General features: G+C 75.8%; 14 protein-coding genes. 5 read left to right on the plus strand and 9 right to left on the minus strand.

Annotated features, from left to right (window positions below):
• Positions 1 to 14: 14 nt before the first annotated feature.
• On the minus strand, positions 15 to 737 hold the full coding sequence (locus tag CHB98_RS00155; RefSeq protein ID WP_089303605.1) for a response regulator transcription factor: 723 nt from the start codon (positions 735 to 737) through the stop codon (positions 15 to 17).
• Positions 738 to 847: 110 nt separating this feature from the next.
• The gene (locus CHB98_RS00160; protein ID WP_089303606.1) at positions 848 to 1,636 is read right to left on the minus strand and encodes a siderophore-interacting protein; all 789 of its coding nucleotides are present in this window, start codon (positions 1,634 to 1,636) and stop codon (positions 848 to 850) included.
• A 280-nt stretch (positions 1,637 to 1,916) separates the two neighbouring features.
• Here CHB98_RS00160 and CHB98_RS00165 point away from each other — a divergent pair, with 280 nt between their 5' ends.
• Both CHB98_RS00165 and CHB98_RS00170 read left to right on the plus strand, forming a co-directional pair.
• On the plus strand, positions 1,917 to 2,126 hold the full coding sequence (locus CHB98_RS00165; RefSeq protein ID WP_089303607.1) for a hypervirulence associated TUDOR domain-containing protein: 210 nt from the start codon (positions 1,917 to 1,919) through the stop codon (positions 2,124 to 2,126).
• Between the two features lie 40 nt (positions 2,127 to 2,166).
• Positions 2,167 to 2,598, plus strand: coding sequence for a DUF2795 domain-containing protein (locus CHB98_RS00170; protein WP_089303608.1), 432 nt, complete (start codon positions 2,167 to 2,169; stop codon positions 2,596 to 2,598).
• Between the two features lie 40 nt (positions 2,599 to 2,638).
• Here the strand turns inward: CHB98_RS00170 and CHB98_RS00175 are convergent, their stop codons facing one another.
• Positions 2,639 to 3,775, minus strand: a complete 1,137-nt coding sequence (locus CHB98_RS00175; RefSeq protein ID WP_143424907.1) for a hypothetical protein — start codon at positions 3,773 to 3,775, stop codon at positions 2,639 to 2,641.
• Between the two features lie 336 nt (positions 3,776 to 4,111).
• On the opposite strand from CHB98_RS00175, the gene CHB98_RS00180 reads away from it, so the two are divergent.
• The gene (locus CHB98_RS00180) at positions 4,112 to 6,031 is read left to right on the plus strand and encodes an LCP family protein (RefSeq protein ID WP_245820829.1); all 1,920 of its coding nucleotides are present in this window, start codon (positions 4,112 to 4,114) and stop codon (positions 6,029 to 6,031) included.
• A 24-nt stretch (positions 6,032 to 6,055) separates the two neighbouring features.
• On the opposite strand, the gene pstB is transcribed toward CHB98_RS00180, so the two are convergent.
• From pstB to CHB98_RS00210, 6 genes are all read right to left on the minus strand, one after another.
• Complete coding sequence (pstB, locus tag CHB98_RS00185; protein ID WP_089303610.1) at positions 6,056 to 6,835, minus strand: phosphate ABC transporter ATP-binding protein PstB; 780 nt, start codon at positions 6,833 to 6,835, stop codon at positions 6,056 to 6,058.
• Positions 6,836 to 6,855: 20 nt separating this feature from the next.
• Positions 6,856 to 7,938: a phosphate ABC transporter permease PstA gene (pstA, locus tag CHB98_RS00190; protein WP_089303611.1), complete on the minus strand. Its 1,083-nt coding sequence runs from the start codon at positions 7,936 to 7,938 to the stop codon at positions 6,856 to 6,858.
• Positions 7,938 to 8,888 (minus strand): phosphate ABC transporter permease subunit PstC, encoded by a 951-nt coding sequence (pstC, locus tag CHB98_RS00195; RefSeq protein WP_089303612.1) that lies wholly within the window; start codon positions 8,886 to 8,888, stop codon positions 7,938 to 7,940. Before pstC ends, pstA begins: the two co-directional genes overlap by 1 nt.
• Positions 8,889 to 9,011: 123 nt before the next feature.
• Positions 9,012 to 10,133: a phosphate ABC transporter substrate-binding protein PstS gene (pstS, locus tag CHB98_RS00200; RefSeq protein WP_245820830.1), complete on the minus strand. Its 1,122-nt coding sequence runs from the start codon at positions 10,131 to 10,133 to the stop codon at positions 9,012 to 9,014.
• A gap of 245 nt (positions 10,134 to 10,378) precedes the next feature.
• Entirely contained in the window at positions 10,379 to 11,305 is a 927-nt protein-coding gene (gene mshD, locus CHB98_RS00205) for a mycothiol synthase (protein WP_089303614.1), read from the minus strand.
• 7 nt (positions 11,306 to 11,312) lie between these two features.
• A complete protein-coding gene (locus tag CHB98_RS00210) occupies positions 11,313 to 12,071 on the minus strand; it encodes a winged helix-turn-helix transcriptional regulator (protein WP_089303615.1) in 759 nt (252 codons plus the stop codon).
• A 176-nt stretch (positions 12,072 to 12,247) separates the two neighbouring features.
• Here CHB98_RS00210 and CHB98_RS00215 point away from each other — a divergent pair, with 176 nt between their 5' ends.
• A complete protein-coding gene (locus CHB98_RS00215; protein WP_143424908.1) occupies positions 12,248 to 13,057 on the plus strand; it encodes a hypothetical protein in 810 nt (269 codons plus the stop codon).
• An 11-nt stretch (positions 13,058 to 13,068) separates the two neighbouring features.
• Entirely contained in the window at positions 13,069 to 13,761 is a 693-nt protein-coding gene (locus CHB98_RS00220) for an LmeA family phospholipid-binding protein (RefSeq protein ID WP_089303617.1), read from the plus strand.
• Positions 13,762 to 14,040: the final 279 nt, after the last annotated feature.

Below are 14,040 nucleotides of genomic sequence, written 5' to 3' on the forward strand. Positions count from 1 at the left end.
CCCCGTGGACGTGGTCACGAGCCTCGCGGCAACCGAAGCGTGTACCCCACGCCGCGGATCGTGTGCAGCAGTCGCGGCTCGGTCGTGTCGATCTTCCGGCGCAGGTAGGAGATGTAGGACTCGACGACGTTGGCGTCGCCGTTGAAGTCGTAGTTCCACACGTGGTCGAGGATCTGCGCCTTGGACAGCACCCGGCCCGCGTTGGCCATGAGGTACCGCAGCAGCTTGAACTCCGTCGGCGAGAGGCTGACCACCTCGCCGGCCTTGACCACCTCGTGCGACTCCTCGTCGAGCTCGATGTCGGCGAAGGACAGCCGCGGGGACTCCACCGCCCGCTGCGGGCCGGTGCTGCGGCGCAGCACGGCCCGGATCCGGGCGAGCACCTCGTCGAGGCTGAACGGCTTGGTGACGTAGTCGTCGCCGCCCAGGGTCAGCCCGGACACCTTGTCCTCGGCGGCGTCGCGGGCGGTGAGGAACAGCACCGGCGTGTGCCGGCCGCTCTCCCGCAGCCGGCGGACGACGCCGAAGCCGTCCAGGCCCGGCATCATCACGTCGAGCACCAGCAGGTCGGGCCGGAAGGACGCCGCCATCGCCAGCGCCTGCTGGCCGTCCGCGGCGGTGGCCACCTCGAACCCGGCGTAGCGGAGGCTGGCCGACAGCAGCTCGCGGATGTTCGGCTCGTCGTCCACCACGAGCAGGCGGGCCTCCGCTGTGGTGCCCCTGCCCGTGCTGCTCACGGCACCTCCCGGTGAACGTGCTGCCGTGGTCATGCGCCCAGGATGAGGCCGGGGGCTGGACCGGCACTGGACGTTCCCTGTGAGGAGTCTGGACGCCGGCCGCCCGACCCTCAGCCGGCGGGTGCCATCGCCCGGCCGCGGCGCCAGTACCCGATGGCGTGGTGCTGGGCCCGGCCCAGTCCCCAGCGGCCGCGCAGGTCGGCGCGGATCGCGCGGACGGCGGCGGACTCGGCGGCCACCCAGGCGAAGAGGTCCTCCCCGTCCGGCCGGTCCAGCGCCGCGACGGCGTCGGCCAGCAGGGCGCCCTCCCCGGGAGGCGTGCCGTCGCGGTGCAGCCAGCGGACCCCGACCCCCGCCGGCGCCACCAGCGGCTGCTCCTCGGCGGCGTCGGCGACCTCCACCAGCGCCACCCCCCGGGTGGACGGCGGCGCCGCGGCCAGGATGCGCGCGATCGCGGGCAGTGCGGTCTCGTCGCCGGCCAGCAGCAGCCAGCCGGCCGGCCGGTCGCCCAGCGGCCCGCCTCCGGCGACGGCCAGCGTGGCCCCCGGGACGGCGGCGCCCGCCCACGCCGCGGCCGGGCCGTCGCCGTGCAGGACGAAGTCGATCTCCACCTCGCCGAGGTCGGCGTCCTGCCGGCGGGCGGTGTAGCTGCGCAGGCTCACGCCGTGCGCGCCGGCCGGCCAGACGACCCGACCGTCGCGCTGCACCGAGGGCCACTGCGGCGCCGGGTCGCCGACGCGGGGTACCAGCAGCGAGACGGTCGGCCCGGCCGCCGCGGCCGCCGCCGGGGTGCCGGAGAGCAGCACGCGGCGCACCGACGGGGTCACGTCCCGGACCGACGCGACGGTGAGGACGTCGACGGGGCGGGTGGGGCTGGCAGGCATGGCGCTGGCAGGCATGGCGCGCACCAGCCTAGAGCGGGCCGACCCGACCGCCCCCGGGGGAATGGGGTCGGCCGGGCCGGCGATCGCGGACGGCCCCATCACTCTCCGTGTCCGACTCCATCGGTCTGAGCAGCGAGAACGGTGGGACGGGGCGCGTCGGTCCGGACGCTACGTGACGAGAGCGCCGACGTCAGTGCCCGCACGGGTGACGGGACCCCACGGGCGGGTGATGTGTGTCCGTGGCCTACTCCGGGCAGCAGAGGGGACCACGCAGAGCTACCCCTGGGAGGCACCGATGGCCGACGACCTGGAGAAGGGCGACCACGTCAGCTGGAAGAGCCACGGCAGTGAGGTCGAGGGCACCGTCAAGCGGGAGATCACCTCGGAGACGGAGGCCGCCGGCCGCACGGTCAAGGCCAGCAAGGAGGAGCCGCAGTACGAGGTCGAGAGCGACGGGAGCGGCAGGACCGCCGTGCACAAGCCCGGTGCGCTGCACCAGAAGTGAGCGGCGCACCCGTGACCACACCAGTGGCAGGAGGACGATCGTGAGCGAGACCGGAGACCAGTTCGCCGGGACGGCGGCCCGCAGCACCAAGCACAGCCCCCGGGTGGACGAGGAGCTCGAGCACGAGATCCAGGGCATGCTCAAGGGCCGGCACGCCACCCGCGCCGAGGAGTGGCGCGAGGCGGAGCCCCAGGCCGAGGGCGACCCGGACGTCGACAGCGACCCGGAGGGCACCCTCGTCGGCGGCACCCCGGTGGGCATGGACCGCGACGCGGTCGTGCACCGGGCCGAGCTGGCCCGCTGGCTGGTCCGGGCGGACTTCCCCAGCGACGGGCCGGCCCTGGTCGAGGCGGCGCTGGACCACCGGGCTCCGGACGCCGTCGTCGAGGAGCTGCGCGGGCTGCCCGAGGGGGAGACCTACGAGCGGATCGGTGACGTGGTGCGCGCGCTGGGCTACCCCACCGAGTCCTGAGCCGCGGCGGCGGGGGACCGGGACACCCCGGCCTCCGCCGTCAGGCCCCGGCCGCCTCGCGCCCCTCGTCCTCGGCGATCTCCTCCGCGCCCCGGCGGCGGAACATCCGGGAGCCGGGGAAGCCCTTCACCACGTGCCGCAGGTCCTGCATGGTGTCGAGCAGGTCGTGCACGTCGGTGCCCACGGTGCCCAGCGAGGACAGCACCGGCAGGACGTCCTCGTCCAGGTGCGTCATCAGCTGCGGCAGCCGGTCGATGAAGCGGACCACCGCGTCGACCTCGGCGGGCTCGACGCTGGCGGCCAGCCGGCGCACCGCGGGGGCCAGGGCCAGCAGCGGCTCCCGGAAGACCTCGACCAGCGGGTCCACCCGGTCCAGCAGCTCGCCCGCCCGGGACACCGTGCCGTCGGCACCGGCGATCGACGCCCCGACCGCGGTGATGGCCTCGTCCGAGCGTGTGATGGTCCGCCCGGCGGCGGCGATGGCCTCGTCGGACCGGGCCACGGTGCCACCCACGGCGGTGATGGCCTCGTCGGAGCGGGCGATGGTCGCGCCGACCGCGGTGATCGTCTCGTCCGAGCGCGCGATGGTGGCGCCCACGGCGGTGATGGCCTCGTCGGAGCGGGCGATGGTCCGGCCCGCGGCGGCGATGGTCTCGTCGGAGCGGGTGACGGTCCGGCCCGCGGCGGCGATGGTCTCGTCGGAGCGGGTGATGGTGGCGCCGACCGCGGTGATCGTCTCGTCCGAGCGGGCGATGGTCTGCCCGACGGCGGTGATGGCCTCGTCGGCCTTCTGCTGGGTGGCGCCGACGGCCGTGATCGCGTCGTCGGCCTTCTGCTGGGTGGCGCCGACCGCGGTGATGGCGTCGTCGGCCTTCTGCTGCGTCGTCCCGACCGCGGTCACCGCGTCGTCGGCCCGCCGGCGGGTGGCGTGGACCGCGGCGATGGCCTCGTCCGCCCGGGCCCGGGTGGCGTCGACCGCGGTGATCGCCGTGTCGGCCCGCTGCACCAGCCCCTCGAGCCGGTCGACGGCCGTGGTGACCCGGTCGAGCAGCCGCTCGGCACCTCCGATGACGGCCGCCAGCCGGGGGACCAGAGCCAGCGCCTCGGTCACACCACCGCGCAGACCCCCGACCGCGGAGATGACGTCGGACGGGCCGGGGACGAAGGGCAGCCTCACCACGGGGACGCTAACGGACCGCAGGTGACCCGGCCCTCGCTCCCGCGCGTCCGACCCGGGACGCCCGCCCCGCGCCCGTATCGTGGGTGACCGCCCGACTGCGCAGTGGTACGCCCGCGCGCGAGCCGGGAAGTGACGGCGCCCGCGGGGCGGCAGTTCGAGGACGGGAAGTCGGCACGGGTGGGGAACGAGCGCACGCGCGACGACGCGGGGGACCCCCGTGGCGCCGGGCGTCCCCGCGGCCGACGTCGGGCGGCCACGCCGTCCCCCGGTGACGGGGCCTCGGCGCCCGGACCGGTCACCGTCGAGCAGCTGATCGCCCGCCAGGGTGGCGACGTGGGCCGCCGCCGCGCCGCACGCACCGGCGAGGTCCCGCTGCCGCTCGCCGTCCCCGCGCAGACCGCCGGGCCCCGCCGCGGCCTGCCGCCCGTGCCCGCGGAGGCGCCCCCCGCGGACCACCCGCGCCCCTCCGGACGGCGCGCCTCCGACGGCCGGCCTGCGGCCGGCGACCCCCCGGCGGCCACGCGGCGCGGTCTGCCGCCGGTCCCCGGGGGTGCGCCCGCGGGCGCCTCGCCCCCGCCGCCCCCCGAGGCCGCCGCCACGCCGGGACCGGCGCGCACCGGCCTGCCTCCGGTGCCGCCGTCGGCCCGGCCCTCCGTGCCGCTGTTCCCGCCCTTCGACGAGCGTGGCGGCGCCCGCCCGTCCCGCCCGATCGCCCCGCTGCCGCCCATCCCCGGGCGCGACGCGGCGCTGGCCGGGGCGACCCGGCTGGCGCCACCCTCGCCGCGGGAGCGCCGGGCCGCCCGGCGGGCCGCCCGCAGCCCGGGCCGGCGCCGGCTGGTCCGCGCCGCGACCGTCCTGGCGGTCCTCGTCGGCCTCGTCCTCACCTACCACGTCGGCCTCTACTTCACCGTCGACCAGCGCATCGAGGCGGTCGACGCGCTCACCCCCGACGGCCCCGAGGTGCTCGCCGCGGGGCTGCAGGAGGCGGCGAGCACCTACCTCGTCGTCGGCACCGGGCTGCCCGGGGCCGAGGGACCGGCCTCCGTGGCCACCCTGCTGGCGCACGTCGGCCCCGGCGGGGAGCGCGCGGTGCTGGTCAGCATCCCGCCGACCGCGCTGGTGGACACGCCCGCCTGCATCCGCCCCGACGGCCGGGTGCGCGAGCCGGCCACCGAGTCCTTCGCCGCCGCGCTGCTCGACGGCGGTCCGTCCTGCGCGGTGCGCGTGGTGCAGCAGGTGTCCGGCCTGCGGGTCGACCACTACCTCGGCGTGGACCTGGGCCGGCTGCCCGGCATGGTCGACGCGCTCGGCGGCGTGGCGGTCTGCCTGCCGTCGGCGACCCCGGCGGTCACCTCCTCGGCGCAGCCGCTGCCGACGGGCCCGAGCCGGCTGTCGGGGGAGGGCGCCACCGGCTACCTCGCCCCCGCCGACGCCGGCGCCGACGTGACCGGCGACGCCGTCGCCGAGCGCGCCCAGCTGGTGCTCACCTCGACGCTGAGGACGGCCATGTCGGCCGGGACCCTCGGCAACCCGGTCACCCTCACCCGGTTCCTCGTCCGCGCCTCCGACGCGCTCACCCTCGACGAGTCGACCACCCTGGGCGACCTGCGCACCCTGGCCGGCACGCTCGGCGAGCTGTCCGGGGACGCGGTCCAGCGGACCGGCCTGCCGGTCGCGCAGGTCGGCCACGTGCCGGCCGGCAGCGAGCAGGCGCACGTCGTCCTCGACGCCGCCGCCACCCGCTCGCTGTTCGACGAGGTGATCAAGGAGGGCCGGCTCCCCGCGGAGCTGGTCGCACCCGAGGCCGCCGACCCGGCGGTGGCGGCTCCCGCGCCGGCCGCCGCCGAGCAGCCGGTGGCCGTGCCCGCGGAGCAGCCGCTGACCGCCGCACCGGCGGCGATCACCGTGGACGTGCTCAACGGCACCGCCACCAGCGGGCTGGCCACCACCGTGGCCGACCAGCTGCGCGCCCAGGGCTTCACCGTCGGCGAGGTGGGCAACGAGCCCGGCGGGGTGGACGCGACCGTCGTCCGCTCCGGTCCCGACGCCGGCGAGCAGGCCCGCACGGTGGCCGCCGCCGTGCCCGGTGCGGTGCTGGAGCCCGGCGCCGCGGCCGGCGGGGGCGTGCAGCTCGTCGTCGGGCCGGGCTTCCCCGGCGTCGTCCCGGTCGTGGTCCCCCCGCCGGCACCGGAGCCGCCCCCCGCACCGGCCCCGGTCGCCGAGCCGGTCGCCACCGCCCCCGCGGACTGCTGAGGCGACGCAGGGCCGGGGGCCTCCTCAGCCGAAGCGGCCGGAGATGTAGTCCTCGGTCGCCTTCTGGTCGGGGTTGCTGAAGATCTTCTCGGTCGGGTTGAACTCGATGAGCCGGCCGGGCTGGCCGATCCCGTTGAGGTTGAAGAAGCCGGTCGACTCGCTCACCCGGGCGGCCTGCTGCATGTTGTGCGTGACGATCACGATCGTGTAGCGCTCCTTGAGCTCGGCCATCAGGTCCTCGATGGCCAGCGTGGAGATCGGGTCCAGCGCCGAGCAGGGCTCGTCCATCAGCAGCACGTCGGGCTCGATGGCGATCGCCCGGGCGATGCACAGCCGCTGCTGCTGGCCGCCGGAGAGGCTGGAGCCCGGGCGGTCGAGGCGGTCCTTGACCTCCTCCCACAGGTTGGCGCCGCGCAGCGAGCTCTCGACCAGCTCGTCCATCTCGGCCTTCTTGGTCCGCGTGCCGTTGAGGCGCAGACCGGCCGCGACGTTCTCGTAGATCGACATGGTCGGGAACGGGTTCGGCCGCTGGAACACCATGCCGACCTGGCGGCGCACCGTCACCGGGTCGGCGTCGGAGCCGTACAGGTCCTGGCCGTCCATGACGACCTTGCCCTCGACGCGGGCGCCGGGGATCACCTCGTGCATCCGGTTGAGCGTGCGGAGGAAGGTCGACTTCCCGCACCCGGAGGGCCCGATGAGGGCGGTGATGCTGCGGGGTTCGATCGAGATGGTGACGCCCTCCACGGCCAGGAAGTTGCCGTAGTAGATGTTGACGTCGGAGCAGTCGATGCGCTTGGCCACGGGTCCTCCTGGGGTTCCGGTCAGCGACCGGTCTTGGGCGCGAAGAAGCGGCTGATGAGACGGGCGACGACGTTGAGGCCCATGACCAGCGCGATGAGCAGCAGCGCGGCGGTCCACGCGCGGTCGATGGCGTTCTCCGGCGGCACGCCGGGCTGGGTGAGCTGGTAGTAGGCGTAGACCGGCAGCGTCGCCATCCGGCCGTCGAACGGGTCGACGTTGGTCGCGTTGGTGATCCCGACGGTGACCAGGAGGGGGGCGGTCTCCCCGACGACGCGGGCGATGGCCAGCGTGACCCCGGTGCCCAGGCCGGCGATCGCGGTGGGGATCACGACCTTGACGATCGTGCGCCACTTCGGCACGCCGAGCGCGTACGAGGCCTCCCGGAGCTCGTTGGGCACCAGCTTGAGCACCTCCTCGGCCGACCGGACGACCACCGGGATCATGAGCACCGAGAGGGCGACGGCACCCATGATGCCCAGCCGGACGCCGGGACCGAAGAACAGCGCGAACAAGGCGTAGGCGAACAGGCCGGCGACGATCGACGGGATACCGGTCATGACGTCGACGAAGAAGGTGATCGACCGCTTCAGCCGGCCCCGCGCGTACTCGACGAGGTAGATGGCGGTCATCAGGCCGATCGGCACCGAGATCAGCGTGGTGAGCAGCGTGATGATCAGCGTGCCCATGATCGCGTGGTAGGCGCCGCCCCCCTCGCCGATGATCCCCACGAGGGACGAGTTGAAGAACTCCCCGTCGAGCCGGCGGGCACCGCGGCTGACGACCTCCCAGACCAGCGACACGAGCGGGACCATCGCGATGGCGAAGGCACAGGTGACCACCGAGGTCACCAGCCGGTCGGTGGCCCGGCGCCTGCCCTCGACGGAGCGGGACAGCGCGTAGTTCGCGACGACGCCCAGGACGATCGTGTAGATGACGGCCAGGACGACGGTGAAGTCGGTGAGCGCCTCGATGCCGAAGGCGATGGCCGCCGCGGCGCCGAACACCGCCCAGGGCACCCATGTCGGCAGTCGGCGCTCGCTGCGCCCGTTCCCGTCCTCGGCCGCGCGGGCGCCCGCCGGGGGCCTGGTCAGCTGGGTGCTCATCAGTTGGCTCCGGAGAAGTCGGCGCGGCGGTTGACGATCCAGCGGGCGAGCATGTTGACCGCCAGGGTGATGACGAACAGCGCCAGGCCGCTCGCGATCAGGGTGTTGACCGCGATCCCGGTGGACTCGGGGAACTGCAGCGCGATGTTCGCCGCGATCGTCGCCGGGTTGCCGCTGCTGATCAGGTTGAAGGTGATGCCGCCGGACACCGACAGCACCAGGGTGACCGCGAGGGTCTCGCCCAGGGCGCGGCCCAGGCCGAGCATCGACCCACCGATGACGCCGCTCTTGCCGTAGGGGATGACGGCCATCCTGATCATCTCCCAGCGGGTGGCGCCGAGCGCGAGCGCCGCCTCCGTGTGCAGGGTCGGCACCTGGAGGAAGACCTCGCGGGAGATGGCGCTGACGATCGGCAGGATCATGATGGCCAGCACCAGACCGGCGGTCATCATGGTGCGGCCGGTGGCCGACGTGGGCCCGGCGAAGAGCGGGATGAAGCCGAGGTTGTCCTCGAGCCACCGGTAGAACGGCACCAGTCTGGGGGCCAGCCAGGTGATGCCCCAGAAGCCGTAGACGATGCTGGGGATGGCTGCCAGCAGGTCGACCACGTAGCCCAGCCCCTGGGCCAGCCGGCGCGGCGCGTAGTGGGTGATGAACAGGGCGATGGCGACGGCCAGCGGGGTGGCCACGATCAGGGCGATGATCGCGGCCAGCAGCGTCCCGAAGATCAGCGGCGCGATGTAGCCCACCAGGCCCCGGCCGCCGGGGACCTCCTCGGCGGGGGCGGTCAGCGCGGGGATGGCCTCGGCGACGAGGAAGGCGGCGACCCCGGCGAGGATGACGAGGATCGCGATGCCGGCGCCCCGGGCGGTGCCCGCGAAGACGCGGTCACCGAGGCGGCGGGGTGGCCGGCTGGTGCCGGGCTCGGACTGGGTCCTGGTGGCGGTCACCGTGGCTCCGTGGTGTCTGGGGCGATGCGTGCGGGGCTGCTGAGGACCTGCTGCCCGTTCCGGGCGGGCCAACGGCCCGGGACGCCGTGGGGCGTCCCGGGCCGTTGCCGGTGCGACGGGGTGTCAGCCGGCGGAGATGGCGTCGATGGCACCCTGTGCCTGCTCCCGCAGCGTGTCCGAGACCGGCGCCGACCCGGCGGCCTCGGCCGCGGCCTGCTGGCCCTCCTCGCTGATCACGAAGCTCATGAAGTCGGCGACGAGATCGGCGGTCTCCTGCTCGGGGTAGGTGATGCACCCGACGTGGTAGCTCACCTGGACGATCGGGTAGTTCCCCGACTCCGTGGTGTCGCGCCGGATGTCGATCGCGTAGTCGTACTCCCCGCGGCCCTCGATCCGCTCGGAGTTCTCCACGACCGCCGAGGCGGCCTCGGGAGTCGGCTGGACGAACTCCTCGCCCACGCCGATCGAGGCGATGCCGAGGTCGCCGGCCTGGCTGGGGTCGGCGTAGCCGATGGTCCCGTTGCCGGCACCGACCGCCTGGACCACGCCCGACGTGCCCTGGGCGGACTCGCCGCCCTCCACCGGCCACACGCCGTCCGGCTCGAAGGTCCACACGTCCGGGGCGACCGCGGCCAGGTACTCGGCGAAGTTCTCGGTGGTGCCCGACTCGTCGGAGCGGTTCACCGGGGTGATCGACAGGTCCGGCAGCGTGGCGTCCGGGTTGGCCTCGACGATGGCCGGGTCGTTCCAGTTGGTGATCTGCTGGGCGAAGATGCCGGCGACCACCTCCGGCGGCAGGTTGAGCTCGTCGACGCCCTCGAGGTTGTAGACGACCGCGATCGGGGCGATGTAGTTGGGCAGCTCGAAGACCTCACCCTCGCCGGCGCAGCGCTCCTGGGCCCCGGCCAGCTCCTCCTCGTCGAGCGCGGCGTCGGTACCGGCGAAGTCCACGCCGCCGGCGACGAACTGCTCGCGGCCGCCGCCGGAGCCCACCGGGTCGTAGTTGACGGTCACGCCCGGCTGGACGGAGGAGTAGGCCGCGGTCCAGCCCTGCATGGCCGCCTGCTGGCTGCTGGCGCCGGCTCCGACGAGGGTGCCGCTGAGCTCCTCGGTGGCACCGGACGTCTCGCCGCCACCGCCGGCCGCGGCAGGCTCCTCGTTGGCGGCGCCGCACGCGGTGAGGGCGAGGGTGCCGGCGAGGGCCAGGGAGAGGGAGGCGCCGCGGGTTCTGGTGCCGAGCTTCAACTCAGTGCCTTTCCGGTGGGGTGCCCGGTCATCGATTCCGGGCAGCAGGGACCAACGGGGACTGACGCTAGGGAGCGGAGGTGGACGACTCCGGTTGGACGGGTGAACGAGCGATGAACGCGCTCTGTGATCCCGCTGACCTGCACGGACACGGCGGGCGGACAAGTGGTGAACCATCGGCGCGCCGCATTCCGTGACGAATGGATCACGGGCATGATGAGGGGTCGTTGCCTGTGGCCGGCGGGTCAGGGCGCGCGTCGCCAGGACACGTCGACGGCGTGCCGCCGGAAGCCGCTCCGCCCGTAGAGGGCGACCGCCGCGGCGTTGTCCTCCTCGACGTAGAGCAGCACCTCCCGCAGGCCACGGGCGCGCAGGTGGGCCAGGCCGACGTCGGTCAGCGCGCGACCCACGCCCGTGCCCTGCGCGTCCGGGTCGACGCCCAGCACGTAGACCTCCCCGACCGGCTCGGGGCCCACGTCCCCCGGCGGGTGGACCTTGGTCCAGTGCGAGCCGAGCAGCCGGTCGCCGTCCCAGGCCAGGAAGAAGCCGTCGGGGTCGAACCACGGCTCGGCCTCGCGCAGCCGCAGGTCCTCCGCCGTCCAGCCGCCCTGCTCGGGGTGGTGGGCGAAGGCGCGGGCGTTGGCGCGCAGCCAGGCCTGCTCGTCCCGGCCCGGCCGGAAGGTGCGCACGGTGACGCCCTCGGCCAGCCGCGGCCGCGGCTGGGCGGCCACCCCGGCCAGCTCGCGGCGCATCTGCAGCAGCACCCGGGCCCGCGTGTACCCGCGGGAGCGCGCCAGCTCGGCCGACCCCGGCAGGTCGCCGTGCGCCCACACCCGCAGCGGGCGCCCCCCGGCGAGCTCCTCGAGCCGGGTCAGCAAGGCGCGGCCCACGCCGCGCCGCCGGGCGCCGGGGGCGACGACGAGCTCGGCCTCGGCGTCCGCGCCGCCGGTGGCGGCCTCGAAGCGGGCGTACCCGGCCAGCCCGCCGTCCGGCGCGGGAGCCAGCACGTCGCGGCCACCGGGCGGGCCGCCGTGCTGCAGCCGCAGCTCGGCCTCCTCCGACAGCGGGCGCACGCCGTCGGCGGCGGCCGCCGCGCGCAGCAGGTCCAGGACCGCCGGGACGTCGGCGGGGTCGAGCCGGCCGACGTCCCGGACGGGGGGAGCAGCGGACAGGGCGGCCTCAGACCCGCTCGGTGTCGGCCGCGGCCGGGCTGCCCGACGTCAGCGCCTCGGCGCGCGCGGCGGCCGCGGTCGCGTCGGCGACCTGCTGGTCGAGCTTGTAGCCGACGTTGCGCACCGTGCCGATCAGGGCCTCGTGCTCGGTGCCGAGCTTGGCCCGCAGCCGGCGCACGTGGACGTCGACGGTGCGGGTGCCCCCGAAGTAGTCGTAGCCCCAGATCTCCTGCAGCAGCTGCGCGCGGGAGAAGACGCGGCCCGGGTGCTGGGCCAGGTACTTCAGCAGCTCGAACTCCTTGTAGGTGAGGTCGAGGGGGCGTCCGCGCAGCTTCGCGGAGTAGCTGTGCTCGTCGATGACCAGCTCGCCGGCCCGGGTGACCCCGCGGTCGGCGCCGTCGGCGGGGGAGACGGCAGCCAGCCGGCGGGCGGTGGCCCACTTCAGCCGGGCGTCGACCTCGGCGGGGCCGGCGGTGTCGAGCAGCACGTCGTCGACGCCCCAGTCGGCCGACAGGGCCACCAGGCCGCCCTCGGACAGGACCGCGACCAGGGCGGAGGCGACCCCGGTGGAGGACAGCAGCCCGCACAGCGCCCGGGCCTGGATGAGGTCGTGGCGGGCGTCGACGAGGACGACGTCCCCGGAGTCGCCGTCCAGGAGGCTGGACAGCTCGGGTGCCACCACGCGCACGTGGTGCCCCAGCAGGCCGAGGGCGGGCAGCACCTCGGTCGTCGCCTGTCGTGCGGCGGTCATGAGTACGAGTCGCATGACGTCTCCTCGGGGGAGGCGGGGACGACGCAGCGCCGTCCGGGGCCCACGACGGCGCTGTCGGTGAGAGGCGAGGATAACCGACCCGACGCCCCCGTCGCCGTCCGTGACCGGATCGCGACACGGAGCCCCCCGGCCGGGGGGAGCCGGCGCCGGGCGTCTGCGACGATCGGCGGGTGACAGCGACGCAGGTGCGGCCCGGGCCGCCCGCCCGCGCGGGGCACCTGCCCGCCGCCGGCGCGGCGGCGGTGGCGACCGCCCTGATCGTCGGCCTGCCGGCGGCGGCGGGAGACACCGGCCGGCTGGTGGCGGTCGCCGTCGTGCAGGTGGCGCTGGCCGTGGCGTGGGCGCCGGCCACCGGGCTCCCGGCCCGGGCCGGCGCGCCGGTGCTGGGCCTGGCCGCGGCGGCCGGCGCGGACCTGCTGGTCCTGGTGCCCGAGCGGCCGGAGGTCGGCTCGCTGCTGGCCGTGCCGGGGCTGGGCCTGCTCGCCGCGGTGCTGCACCAGATGCTGCGCCGCGCGCCGCGGCACGACGTCGTCGGCTCGCTGGCCGGCGTGCTGCTGCTGCTGTGCGGGGTGTGCGCGCTGGCGGTCCTCCTGCTGCTGCCCGCGGCCGGTGGCGCGGCGGCCGGTACCACCGCGCTGCTCGTGACCGGGACGGCGCTGGTGGCCGGCCCGCTGGTCGACCGGGTGCTGCCCCGGCCGCCGGTGGCCGCCGGCGTGCCGCACGGCGTCCCCGCCCTGGTCGTCGCCGCGCTGGCCGGGGCCGCCGTCGCGGCGCTGCGGCACGGCGGCGGCCCGGTCGCGGTCCTCGGGGCGTCGGCCGCCGGCCTGCTGCTGGGCGCGGTCGCCGCGCTCACCGGCCTGGCCGCGGCCTACGCGGTGCCCGGGGCCCGGGCGTGGGCGGCGCCGGTGGTGCGGGCCGCGCTGCCGGTCGCCGCGGCCGCGCCGGTGGCCCTCGCCCTCGTGCTGCAGAACGCGTTCTGAGCGGCCGGCCGGTGCGCGCACTGCTGGTGGTCCTGCTCCTCGTGGGCGGCCTGCTGCTGGTCGCCGACCGGGTCGGCGAGGAGGTCGCCGAGGACCAGGTGGCCCGGGTGATCGCCGAGCGGGGGGCCCTCGGCGGGGCACCGGACCTGGAGTTCGCGGGCTTCCCCTTCCTCACCCAGGCGGTCTCCGGCCGGTACGAGGAGCTGCGGGTGTCGCTGGACTCCGCCGACCTGGGTCAGCCCGCCGGCACCCGCGCCGACGTGTCGCTGCGCGGCGTCCGGGTGCCGCTGTCCGACGTGGTGTCCGGGTCGGTGCAGCAGGTACCCGTCGAGCGGGTCGACGGGACGGCGACCCTGGCCTACGCGCTGCTCGGTGAGCAACTGGGCCCCGGTGCCACCGTGACCCCCGAGGGGGACGGGCTGCGGGTGGCGACCAGCGTGGACTTCGCCGGGCAGCGCGTGCCGCTCACCGCGACCGGCACGGTGGCGCTGGACGGCGGCGACCTGGTGGTCGACGTCGAGGACGCCACCACCGCGGGCGTGGACGCACCCGACGCCTTCGTCGAGCAGGTCAGCGACGCCCTCGACCTGCGGTACGGGATCCCGGCGCTGCCCTTCGGCCTGCAGGTCACCGGGGTCCGGACCGCCGAGGACGGCGTTCGGGTCACCGTCGAGGCGACCGACACGGTGCTCGGCGGCGTCTGAAGGAGGCCCCTCCTGCCCCCCGCCACCCGCGGGCTCGCGGCGGGACCCTGCAGGAGGGCCGCCGGCGCAGGGCGGAACAGCCGGGCCCGCGGCCCGGTTGGCACCTGCCGTGGACCGGACCGAGGCGCGCCGCCCGGGCCGCGGCCTCCCCGCCTCCCGGGCGGGCGGTCCCCGGTGATCGGTTACCCTCGCGGCCGTGGGCCCGCTGCTGACCTCCCGCCGCACGGTCGACCTGTGCCGCGTCCGCAGCTGCCTGTGTCCGGCTCCCTGAGGCCGGCC

The organism is Geodermatophilus pulveris, from assembly GCF_900188375.1.
Classification (GTDB): Bacteria; Actinomycetota; Actinomycetes; order Mycobacteriales; family Geodermatophilaceae; genus Geodermatophilus; species Geodermatophilus pulveris.

Coding starts and splice junctions, on each gene's coding strand:
- CHB98_RS00160 (WP_089303606.1), bottom strand. CDS start 1,636: ATGCCTGCCAGCGCCATGCCTGCCAGCCCCACCCGCCCCGTCGACGTC.
- CHB98_RS00165 (WP_089303607.1), top strand. CDS start 1,917: ATGGCCGACGACCTGGAGAAGGGCGACCACGTCAGCTGGAAGAGCCAC.
- pstA (WP_089303611.1), bottom strand. CDS start 7,938: ATGAGCACCCAGCTGACCAGGCCCCCGGCGGGCGCCCGCGCGGCCGAG.
- CHB98_RS00210 (WP_089303615.1), bottom strand. CDS start 12,071: ATGCGACTCGTACTCATGACCGCCGCACGACAGGCGACGACCGAGGTG.